The sequence below is a fragment of the Caulobacter sp. genome (assembly GCF_017744445.1).
Taxonomy (GTDB): domain Bacteria; phylum Pseudomonadota; class Alphaproteobacteria; order Caulobacterales; family Caulobacteraceae; genus Caulobacter.
Map to the genome: position 1 here is coordinate 153401 of NZ_JAGIBH010000169.1, position 23869 is coordinate 177269.

Below are 23869 nucleotides of genomic sequence, written 5' to 3' on the forward strand. Positions count from 1 at the left end.
TGTTAGCGGTCTCACTGCCTTGCGCCCCGTCTCGACGCAAGCTCAACTGCCCGCATGGTCGAGACCCTTTCCGCCAAGGACGCGCGGCGCATCGCCCTGGCGGCCCAGGGCTTCGGACGCCCCCGCCCGGCCGCGCCCGGCAGGCGCCACCTGCTCTCCACGATCGAGGCCCTGGGCGTCGTGCAGATCGACTCGGTCAATGTTCTCTCGCGCTCGCACTACCTGCCGTTCTTCTCGCGCCTGGGTTCCTACGACCGGACCCTGCTGGACGACCTGGCTTGGGGGAAGAAGCGCGCGCTGGCCGAGTACTGGGCGCACGAGGCCTCGCTGACGCCGCTGTGGATCCATCCGCAGCTGCGCTGGCGCATGGAGGACGCCGCTCAGGGCGTCGGTGTCTGGAAAAACGTCTCGGCCTTCCTGCACAGCCACGCCGACTTCATCGAGCAGGCCTTGGCGGCCATCACCGAGCGCGGTCCGATGGCGGCTTCGGAGCTGGAACTGGGCGCGAAGGGCGCTGGCGGCTGGTGGGGCTGGAGCGAAGGCAAGCGGGCCATGGAATGCCTGTTCTGGACCGGCCGCCTGACCACCGCCACGCGCCGGGGCAGCTTCGAACGGGTCTATGATTTGCCCGATCGCGTGCTGTGGGCGGTCAGCGAGACGCCGACGCCGGATCGTGGCGAGGCTCATCGTTCCCTGCTCGCGACTGCCGGCAAGGCGATGGGGGTGTCTACCGAACGGGACCTGCGCGACTATTTCCGCCTCGGCGTGGCCGACACCCGCAAGGCCGTGGCTGAGCTGGTCGAGGAAACGATTCTAACGCCCGTCAAAGTTGAGGGCTGGGATCAGCCGGCCTATCTTTGGCCCTACATGCCCGCGCCCCGGCGCGTGAAGGCCAGCGCCCTACTCTCGCCGTTCGACAACCTGATCTGGTTTCGGGAGCGAACCGAGCGAATGTTTGGCGTCCGCGTGCGACTGGAGATCTATACCCCGGCCCACAAGCGCACCCACGGCTACTATGTTCTGCCTTTTCTTCAGGACGAGGCGATCACCGCTCGCGTGGACCTGAAAGCCGACCGCAAGGCCGGCAAGCTGCTGGTGCTGGCCGCCCATGCCGAACCGGACGCCAACGGTGAGACCGCTAACAGGCTGGCGGGCGAGCTAGCCCTTATGGCGTCCTGGCTGGGGCTTTCCGGCGTGGAAGTTCGCCCCACGGGCGATCTCGCGCTCGATCTGGGTTCAATCGTCCGCTCAGGGACGTGAAAGAGACCTCGACCTGACTGTAAAGCATTGTAAAAATGCTGCTCAAAGTCGAGCAACAGGCAGCGGGGCAAGGTACAGATGGATGGCTGGTCGCCTTCTCGTCGCCCCACCGACAGTGAGCTGACCGCGGCGCGTCTCGCTCCCCCGCGAGGCGCGCCACCTCCCAGCTTAATGGACCAGATGAAAGTCGCCCTGCTCGACGACGATCAAAGCCACAATGCGCTTGTCGCCTCTGTGCTCGATCCTGCGGGTTTCACCTGCACCAGCTTCACCCAACCGTCGCGTTTCCTGGCCGAACTGCGCAAGCAGACGTTCGACCTGGTGATCCTGGACTGGAACATGCCCGAGCTGTCGGGCGTGGAGACACTGAAGCTGCTGCGTGAGGATCCGGCCACCGCGCCTCCCGTGCTGCTGCTGACCAGCCGCTCGATCGAGGCCGACCTGGTCGCGGGTCTGAACGCCGGCGCCGACGACTACATCGTCAAGCCGCTGCAACCTCAGGTGCTGCTAGCCCGGGTTAACGCCGTGGTGCGCCGCATCCACCGTCCGCCGGTCCAGCCGCAGACCGAGCAGCACGGCCAGTATCGCCTGGACCCCGGCGCCCAGACCGCCAGCTGGAACGGTCACGTCGAGGCCCTGACGCCCAAGGAATTCCAGCTGGCATCCCTGCTGTTCAACAACCTGTCCCGTCCGCTGTCGCGCGAATATCTGCTGCGCCGGATCTGGGGACAGCGGCCCGATCTCGAGACCCGGACCCTGGACGCGCACGTCTCGCGCCTGCGCGCCAAGCTGCATCTGAGACCCAGCAACGGTTTCAGGCTGAGCACGGTCTACGGTTTCGGCTATCGTCTGGAGGCCTGCGATCCCGAAACGGCGGAAGCAGGCGCCGGCGGAGGGGACTGAGACTATGAACAAGGCTGCGGGGGCGAGCCTCATCCTTCTGGCGTCGGTGCTGGGGGCGTCGAGCGCGGCTGCGCAGGCGCGGCCCAATCCGGCGGGGACGGCCGGCGAAGCGCCGGTGGCCTATGTGGTCAAGCCGGGCGACACCCTGATCGGCCTGGGCCGGACCTATCTGAACAAGCCCGGCGACTATCGGGCCGTGCAAAAGGCCAACAAGGTGCAGCAGCCCAAGCGCCTGCGCCCCGGCTCGCAGCTTAACATCGATCCGAACCTTTTGAAGTCGACGCCGATCGCCGCCAGCCTGTCGGCCTTCACCGGTCCGGTGTTCATCGAGACCAATGGCCAGCGCGCGCCCGCCCGCGTCGGCATGGCCCTGACCGAGGGCCAGGTGGTGATCACCGGCGCCAATGCCTTCGCCACCTTCGAGTTGGAAGACGCCTCGCGCGTCACCCTGCCGTCCAACACCCGCGTGCGCATCGCCAAGCTGCGCCAGGTGCTGATCAACAACGCCCCGCAGCGCGTGTTCCAGCTGGACCAGGGCCGCGGCACGATCTCGGCCACCCCGACCACCAATCCGGCCGGCCAGTTCGAGGTCCGCACCCCGGTGTCGGTCTCGGCCGTGCGCGGCACCGAGTTCCGCGTCGGCGCTGATGGCGACAAGGCCCAGACCGAGGTTCTGAAGGGCGCGGTGGGCGTCGATCCGGGCGCGGTGGCTTCGGCCAATCCGCCCGTGCCGGCGGGCTTTGGCGTCAGCGCCACGGCGGGCGGCGTCAGCGCGCCCGTCAAGCTGCTGCCCGCGCCGAAGCTGGGCGCCGGCGGCCAGACCCAGGGCGACAAGACCGTCCACTTCACCGTCGAGCCCCTTACGGGCGCGGCGTCCTATCGCTTGCAGTTGTCGCGCGACGCCGGCTTCGTCGACATCTTCGCCGAGGCCACGACCAAGGAGCCGGCCGCCGACTTCGGCGAGGTGGCCAACGGCACCTATTTCGTCCGCCTGACCGCCCTGGACGGCGGCGGGCTGGAAGGCTTCCCGGCCGACTACAGCTTCGACCGCGACCTCGACACCCTGGACGCCGGCGCGCCCGCCTCCAGCAGCGAGGGCAAGCACCGCAAGTTCCTGTTCCGCTGGAGCTCGGCCGGCGACGGCGTGCGGGTGTACCGCTTCCAGCTGTTCAATGAGGGCCGGAAGGTTCCGCTAGTCGACCAGCCGGGCCTGTCGGAACCGCAAGTGACCCTGACCGACCTGCCGCCGGGCGCCTATGCCTGGCGCGTCGTCGCCGTCCGCTTCAAGAACGGGACGACGACCGAGAAGGTCGGAGCGCTGCAAACCCTGCAGATCGGCAAGTGACACTGAGCGGCGCCAGGGCCCAGCGCGGCGGCGGTAGGCTGCTGTCGTGGCTGCTGCTGGCGATCGTCTCCAGCCTGGTGTTCGCCGTCTTCGCCGTCTCGCCGCCCAAGCGGGTGGACGACGTGCTGTACGACGTGCTGGCCCGCTCCAACGGCCGCGTACCCGACGCCTCGATCCTGATCGTCGACATCGACGACCGCAGCCTGGCCGAGTTGGGCGCCTGGCCGTGGTCGCGCGACGTCCATGGCGCGATGGTCGACCGGCTGAACGAGGCGGGCGCCAAGACCATCGTCTACGACGTGCTGTTCAGCCAGCCCTCGCCCGATGCATCCCACGACCGCGCCCTGGGCGAGGCGATCGCCCGCTCGGGCAAGGTCTATCTGCCCCAGTTCCTGCAGGACGCCGGGGCGGACGCGCCGCCGCGCATCGTCGGCTCGACGCAGGAGATCGCCCATGGCGCGGCCGGGGTCGGCCTGGCCCACGTGCGGTTCGACGACGACGGCGTGGTGCGCCGCATGGCCCCGTTCGAGGCCAACGGCCCCAATCTCAGCCCCGACCTCATGACCGTGGTCCACCGCGCCACCCGTGCGCCGAGCGACCGCGACCCGACCCGCGGCCTGGACCAGACCCTGCTGATCCCCTTCGCCGGCCCGCCGTCGATCTATCGCCATGTCAGCTTCGCCAGCGTGCTGGAGGGCGAGGTGCCGCCCTCGCTGATCGCCGGCCGCACCGTCTTTGTCGGCCTGACCGCGCCGGGCCTGGGCCCCGCCTTCCCGACCCCGGTGACCCCCGACGCCGCCAGCATGACCGGCGTGCAGCTGCAGGCCTCGATCCTGGACGGCCTGCGCAGCGGCCTGATGGTCAAGCCGGCCGGACCGTGGGGCCGCGTGGCCTTCAGCCTCACCCTGCTTTGGCTGCTGATGGTGGGCTTCCTGGTCCTGCCGCCCCGCGCCAACCTGGTGCTGACCATCGGCCTGTGCCTGCTGGGCCTGGCCTATTCGGCGGCGATGTTCTGGCTGGGCCACTTCTGGCTGTCGCCGATCACCACCGTCATCGGCCTGAAGCTGGTCGCCCTGGTCTGGGGCTGGATGCAGCTGGGTCGGGTCAACGATCTCCTGGGTCGCGAGCTGGCCCGGGTGCGCGGCATCGTGCGGGGTCGGGGCGCGCCTGCTCGCGAGACCGCCAAGGAGTTCGAGAGCGACGTCGTCGCCCGCCAGGCGCTGGACCTGGGCGAGGCGATCACCCGCATCGACGATCTGCGTCGCTTCTCGGCCGACGCCTTGTTCAGCCTGCCCGACGCCACCCTGGTCGCCGACGCGCGCGGCCGGGTGATCGCCGCCAACGCCGCCGCCCAGACGCTGTTTCGCCCTTCGCAGGTCGTACTGCACGGCGCGTCCCTGGCCGACCTGATCAACACCCTGGAGCCGCTGGGGCGCCGTTTCGAGCTGGACTGGCCGCAGGAGACCGAGCGCCACGAGCCGATCGATCTGCACCTGCCCGACGGCCGCGCCTACCAGCTGCAGACCGTGTTCCGCACCAACGAGGTCGGCGCCGGGGCCGGCTGGATCGTACGCCTGGCCGACATCTCGATCCTGACGGCGGCCATGCGCCAGCGCGAGCAGGCCCTGCAGCTGCTGACCCACGACATGCGCTCGCCGCAGACCTCGATCCTGGCCCTGCTGGCCACCACGCCCGACGCGCCCCCCGAACTGGCTCAGCGCGTGTCGGCCTATGCCAAGCGCACCCTGGCCCTGGCCGACGGCTTCGTGCAGCTGGCCCGGGCCGAGGTGACGCCGGTGTCGCTCGAGCCGGTCGACCTGTCCGACGTCGCCATCGAGGCCATCGACGAAGTCTGGCCCCAGTCGGCGCAGCGCAAGATCAAGATCAAGCAGGTCGGCGATGACATCCCGCTGATGGTGCTGGGCGACCGCAGCGTCCTGGCCCGCACCCTGGTCAACCTGCTGGGCAATGCGGTGAAGTACAGCCCCGAGGGCTCGACCATCACCGTCACCCTGTCCGAAGAGCCATCGCCCAACGGTCCGACCGCCAATGTGGCCATCGCCGACCAGGGACCAGGCTTTTCACGCGAAGAAGCGGCGACCGCTTTCAGGCCCTTCGAGCGTTTCGAGCGCCCCGGCCACGACTTCGCGACCAATGGCGTGGGTCTGGGCCTGGCCTTCGTGCACGCCGCCGTCGCCCGCCACGGCGGCGAGGTCTCGTGCCGCAGCGAACCGGGCGTCGGCGCGGAATTCACCGTGCGCCTGCCGCGTCACGGCCTCAGCGTGGAACCGGCCTCAGCTCTTGGCGGGCGCCTGTAGGGCGTAGACCAGCAGGTCGGCGACCTCGGCGGCCTCGCCCTTGCGGACGCGGATCGACGACCAGGCCGTGGTCTTGCCGGTCTTGGCGTCCACGACCGCCAGGGTGACCGTGCGCGCCGGACCCTTGCCGCCCCAGAACTGCCACCAGCGCCGCTTCTCGGCCTGGCTGCGCCACGCGGTCGTATCCAGGGCGCCAGCGGCGGAGGAGACGCCCATGGCCGGCGGCGCGACCGCGACTCCGACCTGGACAAGATAAGCCGGCGAGCCGCCGGTCACCCCGCCAAGGCGACCGATGGCCTGGGCCTGCACGGCCTTTGCGAAGGCGGCGTCATCGCCGTCGGCCTGGCTGGCGAAGGCGGCGACCGCCGCGCCCTTCACGGCGGACACATCGCCCTGCCCCACCGCATGCGGCGTGGCGCAGGCGCTCAGCGCCAGGAGCGCCGCTCCGGCCAGGACAAGCTTAGGTGCGCGCATGATCTTTTCGCCCCCGAAAACCACGATCGTTCAGAAGATAGCGCGGCTTGGCCGCCCGGTCACGCTAGCCAGGCGCCCAGGAGCGCGGCGATGACCAGCCAGAAGAAGGCCGCCAAGGCGAAGGCCAGGAACAGCGGCGCCAGGCGGCGGCGACGGCCCGGGGGCTGCGACATGACGCTGGTCCGGCTCATTCTTGTTCCGCGCTCCCAATCGCGTTGAACAAGGTTAAAGAGCAGGATGGGAAGCGCGGCCAGAGGTTGCGGCCCTGTTTTTACAATGGATTACATTATCTAGACGCGCCGAACTCGGACATTTGGCCCTTAACAAAGGCTTCGCGCGAGACGCCGCCCGTCGCGCCCTGCCGCCGCGGCATTTCGCCACACGACATCCGCCGCCCGTCGAGGCGCCTCCTTGCCGCGCGCTGAAATAATTCGAAGCTTCGGTAGGAAAACGCCGCCATTGGACCACGCAAGCGCCTTTTCCCCGCCCGCGCCGTGGCTTATTCCAGCGTTCCGGGTGTGGGGACGGATGGTCGAACAAACGATCGTCTTTCCGCCGAAAAGATGGATAGTGCTGCGCCCTGAGGGGCGGCGAACTGGCGGATGTGGGTGATCTTTTGAGCGTAGCGGACTCGGACAAGGCCGCACTGCTGGGCCTGTACGAGGAAAAGCGCGCCAATCTGGTGCGCTTCTTCGCCGCGCGCCTGGGCTCGCGCGCCGAGGCCGAGGACCTGATCCAGGACCTGTATCTCAAGATCAGCGGCATGGAGGCCGTGGGTCCGATCGACAATCCCTCGGCCCTGCTGCACCGCATGGGCCAGAACCTGATGCTGGACCGCCTGCGCAGCCAGAAGCGGTCGGGGACGCGCGACAATGACTGGCGCAGCGTCAATACGACGAGCTTCGCCGGCCAGGAGGTCGCCGACGAACCAGCGGCCGACGAGGTCGTCGCCGGCCGTCAGCGGCTGAAGGCCCTGGTCGAGGCGGTCGAGGACCTGCCCGAGAAGACCCGCCAGGCCTTCCAGCTGCATAAGCTGGATGGCCACAGCCACGTGGAAACCGCCAAGCGCATGGGCATCAGTGTCAGCACGGTCGAAAAACACATAAGCTCGGCCTTAAAGACCCTGACGAGGCGCCTCCGGTGATTTATGCATTCGCACATGGGGGACGATGCTCATCGGCGCCGTCTACGGTCTGGGGGATGATGGATCCTCGTCGGAGCAACGCCGGATGAGCCGGTCAGCGCAACATCTGCAAGAGGCGGCCGATTGGCTGACCCGACTGCAGCGGCCGGAGGTCGATGAGACCGACTGGCTGGCGTTTGACGCCTGGCTCAATGAGCCCGGCGCGCAGGAGGCGTATGACGCCATCCAGGCCGTCGACGAGGAGATCTTCCAGCGAGGTTCGGCCGTCCGGGGGGAATTGGCCGTACCGAGGCGCGCCGTGGCGGCCAAGCGAGCTTTCACGATCGACTGGCGTTGGCTGGGCGGTCTGGGCGCCGCGGCCGCCGCGGCGGCCGTCGCCATCGTCGTCGCACCCTGGGGCGAACTGCTGCCCCAGCCCGACACGCTGTACACTACGGGCAAGGGCGAGAACCGCGCGGTCCAGCTGGCGGACGGCAGCCACATCGACCTGAACACCGACTCGCACCTGTCGGTCCGCTTCGACAAGGAAGCCCGCCGCGTCACCGTGCACGACGGCCAGGCCCTGTTCGACGTGGCCCATGACACGGCCCGCCCCTTCCTGATCACCGCCGGCGACGAGACCGTGCGCGTGGTCGGCACCAAGTTCGACGTCCGCCGCCGCGACGGCCAGCTGACCGTCACCGTGCTGCGCGGCCTGGTCGAGGTCTCGACCGACGGCGAGGAATCACCGGTGCGCCTGCGTCCCGGCCAGATGCTCGAGCACGTCGAAGGCGCCAACGGCATCGTCGTCCGCAACGTCGCGGCCGAGGATCAGGTAGGCTGGCGCTCGGGCCGTCTGGTCTATCGCGACCAGTCGCTGGGTCGCATCGTCAGCGACATGAACCACTACTTCGAGCGTCCGCTTCGCCTCGAAGGTGAAAACACGGCGAATCTCAAGTTCTCCGGCGTATTGATCGTGGATGGGCAGGATGCGATGGTCCGCCGCCTGACCAGCCTCATGCCGATTTCGGCGACGCCGACTGATGATTCGATTGTCCTGCGCGGAAAAGCCTCCACGCCGAATTGACGTTCGTCCGCGAGCCCGATCCTGAGACGGGCTTCGCATCTTCTTGCCGCCAGCATTCTGGGTCTAGGCGTCAGCGCGCAAGCCGCGACCGCCGCACCGACGCGCGCGCGCCTGGACATCCGCAAACCAACCGTCGCCGAGACCCTGATCGAGCTAGGCGTGCGCATGGGCGTCACGATCGGCGGGGTCGAGGCCTGCAAGGGTCCCGGCGTTCCGCTGGTGGGGACTTTCGACCTGCGCCAGGCCCTGGATCGCACCATCGCCGGCAAGGGCTGCGCCTATAGCTTCATCGACAGCCAGACCGTCCGCCTGTCGCCTATCCGTCCCGTCCCACCGCCGCCCCGGCCCGTCGTCACGGCCCGCGCCACGGTCACCACGCCCGAGCCGGTCGCGCCCCTGGCGCCCCTGATCATCAACGCCGGCAAGCGCCCCCTGCGGCTGGGCAGCCTGCCCGGCGGGGTCAGCGTCATCGGCTCGCCGCAGCTGCAGGACACCGGCGTCGGCGAGACCGGCTCGGTGGCTCGCCAGACCGCCGGCTTCATCACCACCAACCTGGGCGCGGCGCGCAACAAGATCCTGCTGCGCGGCCTGTCGGACGGCACCTTCACCGGCCGCACCCAGTCGACGGTCGGCACCTATCTCGACGACGTGCCGGTCAACTACAACGCCCCCGATCCCGACCTGCGCCTGATCGACGTCGACCGGATCGAGGTGCTGCGCGGGCCGCAAGGCGCCCTGTACGGCGGCGGCTCTCTGTCGGGCATCTATCGCATCGTCACCCGTCAGCCGGAACTGGGGACCTACTCGGCCTCGATCGGCTCGACCATCGCCACCACCGAGTCCGGCTCGAACAGCTATCGCTTCGAGAGCGTGGTCAACGCGCCGATCGGTCAGAAATCGGCCTTCCGGGCGGCGGCCTATCACGATGTCGACGGCGGCTATCTGGACGACGTCAACCTGCGCCTGTCCAACGTCGACAAGACCACGCGCCAGGGCGGCCGCGCGGCCTGGCGGCTGGACCTGGGCGACTGGCAGGTCAAGCTGGGCGGCGCGGTGCAGAACGTCTCGTCCAAGGACACCCAGTACGTCACCCTGGCCCCCGGCGGCCCCCGCCGCGCCAACCAGGTGCGCGAGACCCACCGCAACCGCCTGTCCGAGACCTCGCTAAAGATCACCGGCTCGGGCGATTGGGGCCAGCTGGAGTCGGTCACCGGCTACGTCACCCACCGCTACGCCAGCCGCTACGACGCCACCCTGGCCCTTACCGAGTTCGCCGAGGAGGCCGTGGAGCTGGGCCTGTACGACGAGTCCGCGCGCGTGCGCATGGCCGTGCAGGACCTGATCTACACCGCGCCCGAGATCGGTCGTCTGCGCTTCATGGTCGGCGGCTTCCTGGCGACCAGCATCGAGGAAGGCGACGCCGACCTGCGCGCCCGCGTCGGCAACATCTCCCGCAGCTACTACGACGAGGATCGCAAGGACCGGCTGAACGAATACGCCCTCTATGGCGAAGCCACCTACGACCTCGGCGCGGGCTGGAAGGCGGCCGTGGGCGGGCGGGCGTTCAAGACCACGGTCCACACCCGCTCGTACGTGACAGCTCCTTATCCCGGCAATTCGCGCGACCTGGACCGCGAGGCCGGGTTCAGCGGCTTCTCGCCCAAGGTCTCGGTGCAGCGCGACCTGTCCGGCGGCGGCTTGATCTATGCGCTCAGCTCGGAAGGCTATCGCGCCGGCGGCTTCAACTCCGGGGGCCTGACCACGCCCAGCGAGACGCGGCGGACCTTCCGGCCCGACCACTTGCGCAACTATGAGATCGGCGCGACGCTCAATCCGTTCCGGGGCCGCGTGAACCTGCGGGCGGCGCTGTTCTATGACGACTGGCGCGACATCCAGACCGACCAATACTTCGCCTCGGGCCTGTCCTACACCGCCAATATCGGCGACGGCCGCAACCGGGGCCTGGAGGTCGAGGCCGCCTGGCGCGCCACGCCGCACCTGACGATCAGCGGCAACGCCCTGTTCAACGAGCCCAAGCTGACCCGCATCGAGCCCGGATACGGCATAGCCGACACCGCCAGTCTGCCCGGCGTGCCTGACGTCTCATTCGGCAGCCTGATCACCTACCAGCGCCCGATCACGGCCCTGACCACGCTGATGCTGACCGCCGAGACCGGCTATATCGGCGAGTCTCGCCTGACCTTCGACCCGCGCTACTCGCCGTCGATGGGCGGCTACTACACCGGCAAGCTGTCGGCCCAGCTGATGACCGACCGCTGGCGCGCGGCGCTGTTCGTCAGCAATCCCTGGAACAGCTCCAGCGACACCTTCGCCTATGGCAACCCCTTCAGCTTCGGCCAGGTTCGCCAGGTGACGCCGCAGCGTCCCCGCACCTGGAGCCTGGCCCTGACGGCCAACTTCTAGAACCCGCGCGTTCCGTTTGTTTCAAAGCTTACACATTTCTTGACGCGCAGGCGGGGGGCGACGCCGCGCGGCGACGTCATCTCATCGAGGCGGCTGCGGGGGCGTGGCTGTTCGATCGAGGATAAAGCCATGGCCAAGCTCTCGGCCCTGATCTGCGCGCACAACGAAGAGCTGCGCTTGCACGCCTGCCTGTCGGCCCTGTCCTTCTGCGATGAGATCGTCGTCGTCGCCGACCGCTGCAGCGACGGCACCGAAGGCGTGGCCCGCCACTACGGCGCCAAGGTCGTGTCCGGCATCTTCCCGATCGAAGGCCCGCGCAAGCACGCCGGCATCGCCCGCTGCACCGGCGACTGGATCCTGGAGCTGGACGCCGACGAAGGCGTGACCCCCGAGTTCGCCAAGGAAATCCGCGAGACCATTGAAGCCGCCGACGCGGCCGACTGGTACCAGATCCCGGTCGACAACTATGTCGGCGACCAGCTGGTCCGCCATGGCTGGGGCGGCTCGTTCGGCACCTCTTCGGTCGCCCGCCTGTTCCGTCGCGGCCACAAGTCGTGGAAGGCCGAGCGTGTCCATCCCGGCGCCAAGCTGGAGGGCCGCTTCGGCGGTCGCCTGACCCAGCCGATCAAGCACATGGTCGACGAGGACATCGCCGACATGTTCGCGCGCCTGGGCCGCTACACCGCCCTGCGCGCTCAGGACCTGGCCGACAGCGGCAAGATCAAGAGCGTGCCCGACGACGCCTTCCGCGGCGTGCGCCGCTTCTTCAAGTGCTACGTCTCGCGCAAGGGCTACAAGGAAGGCGAGCTGGGCTTCCTGATCTCGCTGATGGCCGCCCTGTACCCGATCCTGTCGAACCTGCGGGCCCGCGAGATCCTGCGCAATCGCGCCAAGGCGGGGGCCGAGGAACGTCCGGCCCTGGCGCCGGCGCCCGTGCCGCTGCGCCGCGCCGAAGCCACTCAATAAGGGCCTCAACCGTGTCGGCCCGCCTGCCCCTCGCCTTCCGCCTGGTGCTGGGTTCGGAGCTGCGGCTCTGGGCCAAGGCTGGCCACACGCCTGTGCTGTGGTGGCGCGATGACGACGCCCGCGGCCCGACCGGGGCGCTGGAGCAGCTGTTGAACCTGGCGCGCCGTCACCAGGCGCCGCTGACCCTGGCCGCGATCGCCGGCCCGCACCTGCCGCTGCTGGTTCGCCGCATCGAGCGTCACCCGCACGTTGAGATCGCCGTCCACGGCTTCACGCACCAGAACCGCCAGCCGGAAGGCCGGGGCTTTGGCGAGATCGTCGAGACCGACGAGGTCGAGTGGGTCCGCAACCAGTTGCGCGCCACGGTCATGGCCTTCCACCGCGCCGGCGTCAGCCCGTCGCTGTTCGTGCCGCCGTGGAACAATCTCCAGCCGCAGTTGCTGGCCGCCCTGCCCGATTCGCCCCTGCGCGCGGTCTCGGGCTTCGACCAGTACGCTAGCGTCGAGAATGGCGTGGCTCGTCTGGACACCCATCTGGACGTGCTGCGCTGGAAGGACGGCGCTCGCTTCCGGGGCCAGTGGAAGTTCCTGACCCGCATGCGGCGACTGCTGCAACAGCGTCGCCTCACCGGACAATGGGGCGAGCCGATCGGCCTCCTGACCCATCACCTGGATCACGATCACGCCACGTGGCTGTTCCTGGAACGGTTCCTGGCGGTGTTCCCGATCAAGGCGCGCGCCGACCTGATGGGCGACGCGGCGGTCGAGCCGGAAGCGCTCAGAGCTTAAGCCTAGGCAGGCTCGGGGCGGTCGCGCAGGCACTCACCAATGGCGCGGAAGCAGCCCGGAATGCCCAGCGCGCCCATGAACGACATGGCCACGGCGCAGACCAGCATGATCGGTTGGAAGATGCGCATCGGGACTCTCCGGCCGGCGTTCGTCGAGGGGCACTGTGCCGGAGTTGTAAGACGGAACCTTGACGGTTGTTCCGCCGGCGAACGAAAATTTTCAGGGTGCGGCGTTTTTGTCGCCCTGCTTTCCCAGGGCGTAAGCGGAACGCGCGGCCTCGATCCGGTCCAGCTTGGCATGCAGCGGCGACCAATCGTCGTCCTGTGCGATCGGCGCCCACAGGGCCTCGACTTCCTCGATCAGCATCTCCTCCGGCTCCGGACGCTGGAAGACCGGATCGGCCAGCCGCTCGGGCCGGTCGGGCTCGAAGCCGGCCAGCTGGCGACGGAAGGCCTCGAAGGTCTCGGTGCGATAGAGCTCGGCGCGCGGACCATCCATAGCCCGGCCCGTCGAGGCTTCGCCGCCGAACCAGTCGAAGAAAAACGGCTCCCAGCGCAGCCCCTCGCCGCCTTCGGCCAGGGCGCGGAAAGCGGCGTTGACCAGCTCGACGTCCGCGTCCGGATCGCGGCTCTTCACGCCCAGCCGGTCCAGGATCGCCCCGCGCAGGGCTAGGCGATAGGCGTCGCTGAAGCCGTTCAGCGCTTCCAGCAGCCCGGCCTGGTCGGTGACAAGGGTAAGGCAGGCCGCCAGTTGCTGCAGGTTCCAGAACATCGCCTCGGGCTGGCGACCAAAGCTGTAGAGCCCCTGATGGTCGAAATAGGCGGCCACGAAATTGGGATCGTTGCGCGGCAGGAAGCGCCAGGGGCCGTAGTCGAAGCTCTCCCCCGTCACGACCATGTTGTCGGTGTTCAGCACGCCGTGCACGAAGCCCGCCGCCATCCAGCGCGCCAGCAGCTTCGCGCTGGCCGCGATGGTCGCCTCCAGCATCGCCGCCGGGCGGTCGGGCGCATCGGCCAGGTGCGGGTAATAGGTCTCGATCACATGGTCGACCAGCACGCCGATCAGGTCGGGGCGGTCGAAATAGGCCTGGCGCTGGAAGGTCCCGAAGCGGATGTGGCTGTGCGACAGCCGGGTCAGCACCGCCGAGCGGGTCGGGCTGGGCTCGTCGCCGCGGGTCAGGGCCTCGCCGGTCTCGATCAGCGAGAAGGCGCGCGAGGTCGGCACGCCCAGGGCTTCCAACATCGACGCCGCCAGAATCTCGCGCATGCCGCCCTTCAGGGTCAGGCGGCCGTCGCCCGATCGCGACCACGGCGTCTGGCCTGAGCCCTTGGTGGCGAGGTCCAGGAGCCGGTCCGTCCCCTGCTCCCGCAGCTGGGCGAACAGGAAGCCGCGCCCGTCGCCCAGGTCGGGGTTGTAAACGCGGAACTGGTGGCCGTGATAGCGCATGGCCAGCGGCAGCGGCTGGTTGTCCGGCAACGGCTGGAAGCGACCGAAATGGCGAACCCAGTCATCGTCGCTTAACGCCTCCAGCCCCACCGTTGCGGCGGCGCGATCGTTGCGGAACCGCAGGATCGCCTGCGGGAAATCGGCCGCCTCGACCGGATCGGAAAAGTCGCGCCCTAGGGCCTGGAAGCGCGGATCGGGACGGTAGGCGGACGAAAGGCTCATGGCCGCCAGATGAGAGCCCGCCGGCGACCGCGCAAGCCCTTTTCGAATTTCGATGACGGCGAATGAGCGCTGTCGCTTCCGGGCAACAGAAATCTCCCGAACCTAGCCACGACAAGGGATTTTGCTTGCCGAGCCCCCATGCGGCGCCTAACCCTTGGCCATCCATTCGAACAATCGTTCGACGGACCAACGAAAAACAAGCCGGGGGCGGGCAAGCGCTTTCGGCCAACGAACCGAGGTAGGAAATGCGCTTTACCCAGGTGCTTTGCGGCACTGCGTCCGCTGTTGTCCTCGCCGGTCTTGGCGCCACGAGCGTCGCGCAGGCTCAAGAAGCCGACTCCCAGACCATCGACAGCATCATCGTCACCGCCCAGAAGCGGGAACAGAACCTGCAGGACGTCCCGGTGGTGGTCACCGCCGTCGGCGCCAAGCTGTTGCAGGACACCGGCGTCCGGGACATCAAGGATCTGACGATCCTGACTCCGGGCCTGACCGTCACCTCGACCTCGTCGGAAGCCTCGACCACCGCCCGCGTGCGCGGCGTCGGCACCGTCGGCGACAACCCCGGCCTGGAAAGCTCGGTCGGCGTGGTGATCGACGGCGTCTATCGCCCCCGTAACGGCGTCGGCTTCGGCGACCTGGGCGAGATGGAGCGCATCGAGGTGCTGAAGGGCCCGCAAGGCACCCTGTTCGGCAAGAACACCTCGGCCGGCGTCATCAACGTCGTCACCAAGGAGCCCGAGTTCGGCTTTGGCGCCAATGCCGAGCTGACCTTCGGCAACTACGACGCCAAGGGCGCATCGGCCTCGGTCACCGGCCCGCTGTCGGGCGACAAGCTGGCCGGACGCCTGTACGTCGCCGCCCGCAAGCGCGATGGCTTCAACGACGTCGTCACCGGCCGTGGCCCGTCCACGCGCGACCAGGACGCCGATTCCAACTTCTACACCGTGCGCGGCCAGCTGCTGTTCGTGCCGGACGACACCTCCACCTTCCGGGTGATCGCCGACTACAGCCGCCGCGACGAGAACTGCTGCGGCGCCGTGCAGATCCGCACCGGTCCGACCGCCGGCATCCTGGCCCTGGTCTCGGGCCAGGCCGCGCCGATCGCCATGACCGCCGATCCCTATGAGCGCGTGGCCTATTCGAACCGCGGCGCTCCGGCCAAGATCGAGGACATGGGCGTTTCGCTGCAAGGCGACATGGACCTGCCGATCGGCACGCTGACCAGCATCTCGGCCATCCGCAACTGGCGCACCGACAACGGCCAGGACTCCGACTTCAGCCTCGCCGACATCGCCTATCGCAACAAGGACGGCACGAACTTCTCGGAGTTCCGCACCTACAGCCAGGAACTGCGCCTGGCCGGCAAGAGCGACAAGCTGGACTGGATGTTTGGCGCCTTCCTGGCCGACGAGCGGCTCGAGACCCGCGCCAACTTCCTCTATGGCAACGACTACGAGCAGTATCTGGGCCGCCTGCTCTCGCGCTCGGCCGCCAATCCGGCCGGCGTGGCCAACTTCATCGCGGCCCTGACCGGCCGCGCCCCGAACACGACCTTTACGCCGGGCCAGGGCCTGTATGACCGCTACAATCAGCGGGCCACGACGGTCGCCCTGTTCACCAACGACACCTGGCACGTGACCGACGCGTTCGAGATCACCGCTGGCCTGCGCTACACGTCGGAAGAAAAGAAGCTCGACACCTATCAGACCACCAGCGACGGCGGCATCGGCTGCGGCACGGTGCTGACGCCGGCCGGCCAGGCGCGCGTCGCCGGCATCGTGGGCGCGGCCAACGCCGCCACGGTCATCGGCAACATGTGCCTGCCCTGGGCCAACCCGCTGTTCAACGGCCGCGGCACCCAGCAGACCCGGACGGACAAGGAGTGGAGCGGCACGGTCAAGGCCTCGTACCGCTTCTCGCCGGAGGTCTTCACCTACGCCTCGTTCGCGCGCGGCTATAAGGGCGGCGGCTATAACCTGGATCGCACCCAGTCGTCGAACGGCCTGCCGACCGGCGGCTCGGGCGTGACCCCGATCCTGGACACCTCGTTCCCCGCCGAGTTCGTCGACAGCTATGAAATCGGCGTCAAGAACACCCTGTTCAACCGCACCGTCCTGTTCAACGTCAGCGGCTTCTATCAGAAGTTCACCGACTTCCAGCTGAACACCTTCCTGGGCACCTCGTTCGCGGTGCGCTCGATCCCGGAAGTGAAGTCCAAGGGTATCGACGCCGACTTCCTGTGGTTCACGCCGATCAAGGGCCTGATGGTCCAGAGCGGCCTGACCTACGCCCTGACCAAGTACGGCAACCAGCCGATCCCGAACGACCCGACCAACGCCCTGGCCCTGCTGCCGGGCAGCCGCATGTCGCTGGCCCCGAAGTACTCGGCTTCGGGCTCGTTGACCTACGAGACCCCGGTCGGCGGCGACCTGAAGGCTCGCTTCAACATCGGCGCGAAGTACTCGTCCTCGTACAACACGGGTTCGGACCTCTTCCCGCCGAAGATGCAGAAGGCCTTCACCGTCGTGAACGGCCGCGTGGGCCTGGGCTCGGCCGACGATCGCTGGACCGTCGAGCTGTGGGGCCAGAACCTGCTGAACGAGAAGTACACCCAGGTGGCCTTCAACGGCTTCCTGCAAGGCTCCTCGGGCCTGGGCGCCACCCAGGCGACCTATGTCCCGGCGAACGACACCATCACCTACGATGCGTTCCTGGGCGCGCCGCGCACCTACGGCGTGACCCTGCGCTCCAAGTTCTAGCCGGGAGGGGGAACCGGCGGCGCGCCAATCGCCGCCGGCTTTCGGAAGAGGGAAAGGGCGATCCGGGCGACCGGGTCGCCCTTTTCTTTTTCCTGGATCGGAGGGGTTTGCGATCCGGCCGCATCACCTCAGCATGGCCTGGGGGATTCGTAAGACACGCCGGAGCCGCGCCCATGAAGACGATCCGCTTCCTCGGGTTCTGGATCTGCCTCGTGATCGGCCTGGCCTTGGGCGCCTGGAGCCAGCGGCCGCCCGCGTCCGTGTCGGTCAGCGCCCCGGCCACGGCCTTCTCGGCCGATCGCGCCATGACCGACGTCGCGGCCATGGCCCAAAAGCCCCACCCGACCGGCTCGGCCGAGATCGCCAAGGTCCGCGACCACCTCTTGGCCCGCATCAACGGCATGGACCTGGAGGTCTCGGTGCGGCCGGGCGAAGGCTTCCTGCCCTATTCCAAGGACGGCCGCGCCCTGGGCGTGGCGGCGGTGCAGAACCTGGTCGGCGTGCTGCCGGGCAAGGACCGCACGCTGCCGGCCATCCTGGTCATGAGCCACTATGACTCGGTCCACAACTCGCCCGGCGCCGCCGACGACGCCACCGGCACGGCCGCCGCGCTCGAGATCGCCCGCGCCCTGAAGGCCGACGGGCCGCACCTGCGCGACGTGATCTTCCTGTTCACCGACGCCGAGGAGCCGGGCCTGCTGGGCGCCGACGCCTTCTTCGCCCGCGACCCGATGCTGGCCCGCGTCGGCCTTGTCCTCAACATGGAAGCGCGCGGCGACGCCGGCCGCGCGGCCATGTTCCAGACCGGTCCCGGCAACGGCGCGCTGATGAGCGTCTTCGCCCGCGAGGCCAAGGGCCCGTCGGCCAATTCGATGGCCTCGACCGTCTACGAGAAGATGCCCAACGACACCGATTTCACCCACGCGGTGAAGAAGGGACTGCCGGGGCTGAACCTGGCCTTCATCGACGACCAGCTGGCCTATCACACGCCGCTGGCCCGTCCCGACCATCTGGAGCGCGGCAGCCTGCAGCACATCGGCGATCAGGCCCTGCCGACCCTCCGCGCCCTGGCCGACGCGCCGAGCCTGCCGGCCAAGACCGACAATGCGATCTATTCCGACGTCCTGGGCCTGTTCCTGATCAGTTATCCGCCGGTCGTCGGCTGGGTGCTGCTGGGCCTGGCCGCCGTGCTGATCGGCGTCACCGCCTGGCGCACGCTGAAGCTGGGCGCGGCCAGCGGCTGGGAAATCGCTCGCGGTGCCGCGGGCCTGCTGCTGATCGCCTCCAGCGCCGGCCTCGTGCTGCACCTGGCCGGACGGGCCCTGATGATCCAGGATGTCCAGCGCTACTACGGCCTGCTGGTCCGCTTCGATCACCTGCTGTGGGGCGCGGGGATCCTGGCGGTCGCCGCCGGCTTGGGCGTCGCCACGGCCCAGGCGCGAGGGGCCAAGCGGGTCATTCCGTGCGTCGTCGCTCTAGCCTTGGGCGGCGCTTGCAGCCTGGCCGGCGGCTTCGATCCGATCGGCCTGGGCCTGGGCGTGGCAGCCTGCTTGTTCGCGGCCCTGGCGCTGGGTTTCAAGACCGACGCCCTGGGCGCCTGGATCGGCGGGATGATCGTGCTGCTGCTCCTGGCGGTCGCCGCCCAGGTCCTGGCCCCCGGCGCGACGGTGATGCTGACCTGGCCGCTGCTGGTCGCCGCCATCGGCGCGGCCCTGGTCATCGGCTTTGGCGGCACGCGGGACAAGCGGGTGGCCCTGGCCCTGACGCTGGCCCTCTGCGTGCTGGCTACCCTGTCGACCGCCCAGCTCAGCGCCTGGGGCGCCTGGACCTTCGCCGGCGTCGGCCTGCTGGAGCCGGCGATCCTGGCGTTGTTCGCCATGCTGGCCGCCCCCGCTCTGTCGCCCCTGGCCCATGACTTCGCCGCCACCCGCTGGGCCTGGCGCGCCGCCGGCGTCCTGGCCATCGCCGGCATCGCCCTGATAGCCAACGCCGCCCGCCTGGGGGGCGAGCCCGAGCGCCCGGCGATCACCACGGCCCTGCACGTCGCCGACCTTTCGACCGGCAAGGCCTGGCGCGTCGCCGACCAGCCGCGCCTGGACGCCTGGACGAAAAAGACCCTGCCCGACGATGGCGGCTCCGAGCCCAAGAAGGAGGCTCTGGCCCCGTTCTGGCGCGAGCCGGTGTGGATGTCGCAGACCCGCGCCGTCCCGGTCGCCGCCCCGCAGCTGACCGTCGACCGCGCCGAGGACCGCCTGCTGGTCCGCCTGATCCCCGCGCCGGGGGCCGAGATGGTCAGCATCCGCCTGCGCCCCAGCGCCCCGCTCAGCACGCCGCGCCTGAACGGTCGCCCGATCACCCTGGCCGCCGAGCCCGGCAAGTGGTCGAACCTGACCTATCACGCCCCCGACCCGAACGGCGTGACCCTGAGCTTCACGACCACGGGGACCGGCAAGGTCGAGGTCGCGGCGCTGGAGTATCACGACGGCTGGCCGCAGCTGGCCAAGGCCCCGCCCGCCAAGCCGCCCGAGCTGATGGCCTATGGCATGTCGGACAAGACCGCCGTGCTGGTGCGCGGCGGGCTGAGCTGGTGACCTCCTCAAACCCGTTCTCCCCGGCGAAAGCCGGGGCCCAGATCTCAAGGCGCTTGAGCTGATGGGAAGAGCGCCGCGCTGATAGAACCCGTCCCAGCGCTCTCCCATCTGGGTCCCGGCTTTCGCCGGGAAAATCGGAGATAGGGTTAGACCGCGAACACGCCCTCGCCCGGATCCTTCGCGTACAGCGCCTCCACCCGCTCCACCCGGCGGTCCAGCGTGCAGCGCTGATTGACGTAACCCTTGTCGGTGATCTCGCCAGCGTCGATCGAGGGCGGCTCGGTCAGGATCGTGAAGCGCCCGATCCGCCGCGACGAGCCGCCGGCCGCCGCGTTGAAGGCGCCCAGCCGCTCGCGCAGGATCGAAACGAGCTTGTCCAGCGGCGTGCCCGGCCCCGGATCGGCGACCAGAGCCGCCAGCCCCGCCGGCGAAGGCCACAGCATGGCGCCGATGAACGGCTTGTCCTGGCCGGTGATCACCGCGTCGTGGATGTAGGGACTGCAGGCGGCGACAATGTCGGGCCGCAGCACGCCGACGCTGACCCAGGTGCCGCTGTCCAGCTTGAAGTCCTCGGTCACCCGGCCGTCGAAGACGAGGCCCTTGGCCGGGTCCTCCGGATCGACGAACCGCGCCGCGTCGCCCAGCTTGTAGAAGCCTTCCTCGTCGAAGGCCGCCGCCGTCCTTTCGGGATCCTTGTGATAGCCGGCCGCCACGGTCGGGCCCTTCACGCGGACCTCGTACTTGCTCCCGCTGGGCGCCAGCTTCAGCTGGATGCCCGGCAGCGGCAGGCCGACCAGGCCGACCCGCTCGGTGATCCAGTGGGTGACGGTGATGCCTTGCGTCTCGGTCGCGCCGTACATCGTGGTCAGCGGGATCCGCTGCCCCGTCTCGGCCACGGCCAGGGCCTGCATCCGGTTGTAGACGTCGTTGCTGAGCGTCGCCCCGCCATAGCCCATGTAGCGCAGGTTCTTGAAGAACGAGGCTCGCAGCGCCGGGTCGTTCTCCATCGCCTCGGCCAGCATCGAAAACGCGATCGGGGCCGAGCCGAACACGATCGGCGAGACCTCGTACAGGTTCTTGATCGTCGTCTCGAACATGCCCGGCAACGGCTTGCCCTCGTCGATGTGCAGGGTGCCGCCGGCCCAGAGCACGCCGTTGAAGCCGATATTGCCCGCCGAGATGTGGCTCCAGGGCATCCATTCGAGGCTCTCTGGGATCTCGCCCGTCGGCTCGTCGGTGCGGATGCCCTCCTGGCCGGCGATGACGCCGGCCATCATGCCGTGGGTCTGGGGCACGGCCTTGGGCAGGCCGGTCGAGCCGGAGGTGAAGAGGTATTTGGCCACGGTCGAAGGGCCGACCGCCTCCCGCGCCGCCGCCACGGCCGGGGTCGGCTCAGTCCCCGCGACCTCGGCGAAGGGGATGGCTCCCTCGCCGTCCAGCGTCACGACGGCGATCGTCGGGTCGATGGCCTTCAGCGTCTCCAGCGCCTTGGCGAAGAGCGCCCCGTTCTGGGCGAAGACGACGCGGGGCGCGACCTTGTCGAAGCAGTGTTTCAGCTTGGCGTGATCGGTCGAGATCAGGCTGTAGGCCGGGCTGATCGGCGCGGCCGGGACGCCGGCGGCATAGGCGCCCAGGGTCATCAGGGCGTGCTCGATCGAGTTGCCCGACAGGATCATGACGCTGTCGTTCGCGCCAAGCCCACGGTCGAGCAGCCATTGGGCGATGCCCTCGACCGCCCGCAGCGCCTGGCCGTAGGTCACGCCGCGCCAGGGGCCGTGGCCGGGCTCGCGCTGCTTGATGTAGGGCCGGTCCGGGTGCTCGGCGGCCTTCTGGGCGATCAGGTGGGCGATCGAGCGGGGGCCTTCGCCCGGCGCGTGGTTGGAGGTGATGACGATGGTCCCGTCGGCCCGGCGCTCGACGCTGACGTCGGGGCCTTTCATGGCCAGGGGCTTGAACGGCACGCTGGATACGTCGCGCGAGGGCGACGCGCCGTCTGGCGGCGACATGGTCTCACTCCCTCAGGTTATCGTTGTTATCCTGACGGTAGCGGAAACCTGTCGCGCGGCAAGGTTGCCCTTCGGGGAAGCGCCCCTAAGCCTTGCGCCGCTTCCGGGCCGCCTTGGCCGCCGCCTCGGCCTGGGTCACCTGGACGCTGAAGGCCTCCAGGTCGACGCCGAACCGCTGGCCGCAGGCCGGGCAGTCCAGCACCGGCAGCATGCGCACCGCGTCGATCGCCGCCTGCACGGTCCCGCCGCATCCGGGGCAGGTGAAGTCCAGTTCTACGCCGCCAACGTCAACGCCCGCCATCCGGTCGCTCCGCCGATCCTCGTCACCGACTCGCGAGGAGATCATGCAAACGATGACAGGGCGATGGCAGGCTTGCCCTGCGGCAGGTTGTCTCTCCCTCCCTAAGCCACGCCGAGCCCGCGCCAGCACGGCAGGTCGTTCTCGGCGAAGGCCCGCGCCTGGGCCTCCAGCGCGCCCAGCACCGCGTCCGGCGACATCGGCGCGCCGCCCGAGACCAGGGTCTGCCCTTGCCGCGCCAGCACCCCGTCCGCGTACCGCGCCCAGTCCTCGGGCCCGCCGCCCTCCTGCATCCCCAGCCAGAACAGCTGGTCGAAGCGCGAGGCGTTCAGCGCCCCGCCCGTCACCGGCGCGGCCAGGAAGCCCAGATTGTCCGCCTCCGCCGCCCGCCGGGCCAGTTCCAGGTTCAGCGCCCGCGCCGTGCCCGCCGAACGCGTCGCCGCCTGGGCGGTCTGGGCCGGCAGCACCGCGCCCTGGCTCATCAGCGCCACCAGCGCCTGGGCCATATCCGGGAAGGGCGTCCCTTCGGGCATCGCCGCCTCCAGCTCGCCCAGCGTGCGGGGCTGATGGTCCTTCAGGGCGTCATAGAGGGCGTCGTAGCCCGGCCCCTCCAGCCGGGTCTCGGCATAGGTCCCCGTGGCGGTCGCCGGCCGTTCGGAGGCCGGCCTGGCCAGCACCACCCGCTGGTCGCGCAAGGCGCGGCGCTGCTCGGACGGGTTCAGCGTTTGGGCCCCGCGCAGCCAGTAGTCACGCCGGAACTGAGCCTGCACCGCCACGTCGCGGAAGGTCTCGCGCAGCGACGGGTCGGGCAGCTCGGCCAAGAAGCCCAGCATGTCGGGCGACAGGTTCAGCCCGTCGATATGGTCGGTCATCCAGGCCGAGGCCCCGAACGACAGCTTGGCCGCCGCCAGATGCTGCTCCAGCTCGGCGAACCACATCGGCTGCCAGTGGCCGCCCAGATATTCGTGGACCAGATAGGTGCGGTCCTGGCTCAGCAGCCCGTTCAGCCGGTCGACCACGCCGGGGACGATCCGCGAATAGGCCGGGTCCAGGGCGAAGAACCGCTGCATATCCGACAGGGCCGCGCCCAGATTGGCCTGGGGCCCGCGCGCCGGGACGCCCATCAGGTCGACATGGCGCTTCATCAGGTGGCGCAGCGGCGCGGCGACCGCCCAGCCGGGCATGGTGTTGTAGGTGATGTAGACGATGCCGCCGGGCTTCAGTTTCCGGCGCAGGAAGGCCACGATCTGCCCCCGGGTCTCGTCGCTGACCCAGCTCCAGATGCCGTGCAGCGCGATGAAGTCGAAGTCCGGCAGGTCGGGCTGGGCCGCGAACTCCTCGAACGAGTCATCGGTGAAGTGGGCTGGAGCGCCGCTGGCGCTCACCAGGTCCCGGGCGAACACCGCATGGGCCGGGGCGAAGTCGCAGCCCCACCATTCGATATCGGCCTGGGCCGCCGCGTGCACCGCCGCCGAGCAGCCCTGGCCGAAACCCAGCTCGCAGGCCGTCTCGATCTTCGGCGCCCGCACGCCCTTCAGCAGCAGCGGCAGGGCGGCGCGGACGGGGTTCAGCTCCGGATAGGTGTGGTAGGTGTAGCCCGTCTCGACCGCATAGCCGCCGCTCCAGTCCGCGCTCATGAAACCTCTCCGCGAGTCAGTCGGGCGACCGTGGGCTGGCGGGGTTGGAAGGGCAAGGGTTCTCGGCTTCACGCGGCGACGGCCGCTGAAGGCATGTGGGGAGGCGACGGAGCGGCCGGGCGAACCCGGGGACCGTGATTGGTTTGTGTGTTTCGGCTCGGACGACCGCTCCGCCAGGCTGTTCTTGCCCGTGAGGATGGCCGGCGTGAGCGTTATCTG

General features: G+C 69.2%; 18 protein-coding genes. 11 read left to right on the top strand and 7 right to left on the bottom strand.

Going from position 1 to position 23869, the window contains the following annotated elements; genetic code table 11:
- The first annotated feature begins 54 nt into the window (after positions 1-54).
- The 4 genes from J7528_RS25090 (at position 55) to J7528_RS25105 (ending at position 5826) form a co-directional block, all read left to right on the top strand.
- A complete protein-coding gene (locus tag J7528_RS25090; RefSeq protein ID WP_291880304.1) occupies positions 55-1260 on the top strand; it encodes a winged helix-turn-helix domain-containing protein in 1206 nt (401 codons plus the stop codon).
- 78 nt (positions 1261-1338) lie between these two features.
- Entirely contained in the window at positions 1339-2163 is an 825-nt protein-coding gene (locus tag J7528_RS25095; protein ID WP_291880305.1) for a response regulator transcription factor, read from the top strand.
- Positions 2164-2167: 4 nt separating this feature from the next.
- Positions 2168-3508, top strand: coding sequence for a FecR domain-containing protein (locus J7528_RS25100; protein ID WP_291880307.1), 1341 nt, complete (start codon positions 2168-2170; stop codon positions 3506-3508).
- The gene (locus J7528_RS25105; protein WP_291880308.1) at positions 3505-5826 is read left to right on the top strand and encodes a CHASE2 domain-containing protein; all 2322 of its coding nucleotides are present in this window, start codon (positions 3505-3507) and stop codon (positions 5824-5826) included. Before J7528_RS25100 ends, J7528_RS25105 begins: the two co-directional genes overlap by 4 nt.
- Here the strand turns inward: J7528_RS25105 and J7528_RS25110 are convergent.
- Positions 5803-6300, bottom strand: coding sequence for a hypothetical protein (locus J7528_RS25110; RefSeq protein WP_291880309.1), 498 nt, complete (start codon positions 6298-6300; stop codon positions 5803-5805). The two genes, J7528_RS25105 and J7528_RS25110, sit on opposite strands and share 24 nt — an antisense overlap.
- A gap of 59 nt (positions 6301-6359) precedes the next feature.
- Positions 6360-6491: a hypothetical protein gene (locus J7528_RS25115; protein WP_291880310.1), complete on the bottom strand. Its 132-nt coding sequence runs from the start codon at positions 6489-6491 to the stop codon at positions 6360-6362.
- A gap of 425 nt (positions 6492-6916) precedes the next feature.
- Between J7528_RS25115 and J7528_RS25120 the strand changes: the two genes are divergently transcribed.
- From J7528_RS25120 to J7528_RS25140, 5 genes are all read left to right on the top strand, one after another.
- Positions 6917-7444: an RNA polymerase sigma factor gene (locus tag J7528_RS25120; protein WP_291880311.1), complete on the top strand. Its 528-nt coding sequence runs from the start codon at positions 6917-6919 to the stop codon at positions 7442-7444.
- A gap of 85 nt (positions 7445-7529) precedes the next feature.
- Complete coding sequence (locus tag J7528_RS25125) at positions 7530-8510, top strand: FecR domain-containing protein (RefSeq protein ID WP_291880313.1); 981 nt, start codon at positions 7530-7532, stop codon at positions 8508-8510.
- Between the two features lie 165 nt (positions 8511-8675).
- On the top strand, positions 8676-10934 hold the full coding sequence (locus J7528_RS25130; protein ID WP_291880315.1) for a TonB-dependent receptor: 2259 nt from the start codon (positions 8676-8678) through the stop codon (positions 10932-10934).
- 129 nt (positions 10935-11063) lie between these two features.
- The gene (locus J7528_RS25135; protein ID WP_291880317.1) at positions 11064-11900 is read left to right on the top strand and encodes a glycosyltransferase family 2 protein; all 837 of its coding nucleotides are present in this window, start codon (positions 11064-11066) and stop codon (positions 11898-11900) included.
- A gap of 11 nt (positions 11901-11911) precedes the next feature.
- A complete protein-coding gene (locus J7528_RS25140) occupies positions 11912-12688 on the top strand; it encodes a polysaccharide deacetylase family protein (protein WP_291880319.1) in 777 nt (258 codons plus the stop codon).
- Positions 12689-12690: 2 nt separating this feature from the next.
- Here the strand turns inward: J7528_RS25140 and J7528_RS25145 are convergent, their stop codons facing one another.
- The gene (locus tag J7528_RS25145; RefSeq protein ID WP_291880321.1) at positions 12691-12816 is read right to left on the bottom strand and encodes a hypothetical protein; all 126 of its coding nucleotides are present in this window, start codon (positions 12814-12816) and stop codon (positions 12691-12693) included.
- Positions 12817-12907: 91 nt separating this feature from the next.
- The gene (locus J7528_RS25150) at positions 12908-14365 is read right to left on the bottom strand and encodes a protein adenylyltransferase SelO (protein WP_291880342.1); all 1458 of its coding nucleotides are present in this window, start codon (positions 14363-14365) and stop codon (positions 12908-12910) included.
- 236 nt (positions 14366-14601) lie between these two features.
- On the opposite strand from J7528_RS25150, the gene J7528_RS25155 reads away from it, so the two are divergent.
- The gene (locus tag J7528_RS25155) at positions 14602-17118 is read left to right on the top strand and encodes a TonB-dependent receptor (protein WP_291880323.1); all 2517 of its coding nucleotides are present in this window, start codon (positions 14602-14604) and stop codon (positions 17116-17118) included.
- A gap of 173 nt (positions 17119-17291) precedes the next feature.
- Entirely contained in the window at positions 17292-19709 is a 2418-nt protein-coding gene (locus J7528_RS25160) for a M28 family metallopeptidase (RefSeq protein WP_291880325.1), read from the top strand.
- Between the two features lie 146 nt (positions 19710-19855).
- Here J7528_RS25160 and J7528_RS25165 read toward each other — a convergent pair whose 3' ends face one another.
- The 3 genes from J7528_RS25165 to J7528_RS25175 form a co-directional block, all read right to left on the bottom strand.
- Positions 19856-21715: an AMP-binding protein gene (locus J7528_RS25165; RefSeq protein WP_291880327.1), complete on the bottom strand. Its 1860-nt coding sequence runs from the start codon at positions 21713-21715 to the stop codon at positions 19856-19858.
- A gap of 85 nt (positions 21716-21800) precedes the next feature.
- Positions 21801-22016, bottom strand: coding sequence for a hypothetical protein (locus J7528_RS25170; RefSeq protein WP_291880328.1), 216 nt, complete (start codon positions 22014-22016; stop codon positions 21801-21803).
- Positions 22017-22117: 101 nt separating this feature from the next.
- Entirely contained in the window at positions 22118-23650 is a 1533-nt protein-coding gene (locus tag J7528_RS25175) for a class I SAM-dependent methyltransferase (RefSeq protein ID WP_291880329.1), read from the bottom strand.
- Positions 23651-23869 lie beyond the last annotated feature (219 nt).